Raw genomic sequence first — 1,175 nt, 5'->3', positions numbered from 1 at the left:
GGGAAACGGGAACAAACCGACGCCGGAGTTTCGGCGTGAAGCGGTGCGGCTGGCACTGACCAGCGGCAGGACGCGGCGGGAAATCGCGCAGGATCTTGGCATTGGCTTGTCGACGCTGACGCGGTGGCTGGGTCAGGAGCGGGACACCGGTGAGCCGAGTGAGGCACCTGTCGACCTGCATGCCGAGTTGAAGCGGCTTCGGCGCGAGAATGCGGTCCTGAAGCAGGAGCGCGACATCTTAAAAAAAGCCGCGGCCTTCTTCGCGAAAGAGGGAAGTCGATGACCTTCGGCTTCATCGAAGCGGAGAAGGCCAGCTTCCCGATCAACCGGATGTGCCGCGTCCTCGGGGTCAGCCAAAGCGGTTTCTTCGCTTGGCAGGAACGCCCGGCCTGCCGCCGCCAGCAGCAGGACATGGTCTATCTAGCCCATATCCGCACGGCCTTCGCGCTGTCGAACGGCACCTATGGCAGCCCGCGCATGCACCGCGATCTCGTCGACGAGGGCCATGAGATCGGGCGACACCGCACGGCACGCCTGATGCGCGAGAACCAGTTGATCGCGCGGCAGAAGCGGCGCTTCAAGCGCACGACAGACAGCGAACATGCCTGGCCCGTCGCGCCGAACCTTGTAGCGCAGGACTTCACGGCGGACGGTCCGGACAGAAAGTGGGGGGCGGACATCTCCTACATCTGGACGGCAGAGGGCTGGCTTTACCTCGCCATCGTCCTGGACCTCTTCTCGCGCCATGTCGTCGGTTGGGCCACGAGTGATCGTCTGAAGTGCGATCTCGCGGTCGAAGCCCTGCGCCGTGCTTTGGTGGCTCGCAACCCTGCACCCGGGCTGGTCCATCATTCCGACCGCGGATCGCAATACTGCTCGGTCGACTATCAGGCGCTGCTCCGCAAACGCGGCATCCTGATCTCGATGAGCGGGCGTGGGAACTGCTACGACAACTCGATGGTGGAAACGTTCTTCAAGACCATCAAGTCAGAGCTGATCTGGCCGGTCGCTTGGCAATCCCGCCAGCAGGCCGAAAACGCCATCGCCAGATACATCGACGGATTCTATAACCCTGTCAGGCGACATTCATCGCTCGGCTTCCAAAGCCCCATCGCCTTCGAGCGAAAGGCACGGGAAGTGAGCTAAACGCTCTCCACAAAAGCCGGGCAAGTCCA

General features: G+C 62.6%; 1 protein-coding gene. It reads left to right on the top strand.

The window, feature by feature from the left end; genetic code table 11:
• Positions 1-1,146 (top strand): IS3 family transposase gene (locus DKT70_RS17610; protein WP_407672237.1). Its coding sequence is split into 2 segments (ribosomal slippage), with 1,147 coding nucleotides annotated over them: positions 1-236 and positions 236-1,146; the frame shifts between segments, so codons are not numbered across the junction. This gene is flagged as partial in the annotation.
• Positions 1,147-1,175 lie beyond the last annotated feature (29 nt).

The sequence above is a fragment of the Paracoccus sediminilitoris genome (assembly GCF_003259195.1).
In the GTDB taxonomy this organism is placed as follows: domain Bacteria; phylum Pseudomonadota; class Alphaproteobacteria; order Rhodobacterales; family Rhodobacteraceae; genus Paracoccus; species Paracoccus sediminilitoris.
The sequence above is the reverse complement of the archived record's forward strand: the minus strand, read 5'-3'. Positions and strand labels throughout refer to the sequence as shown.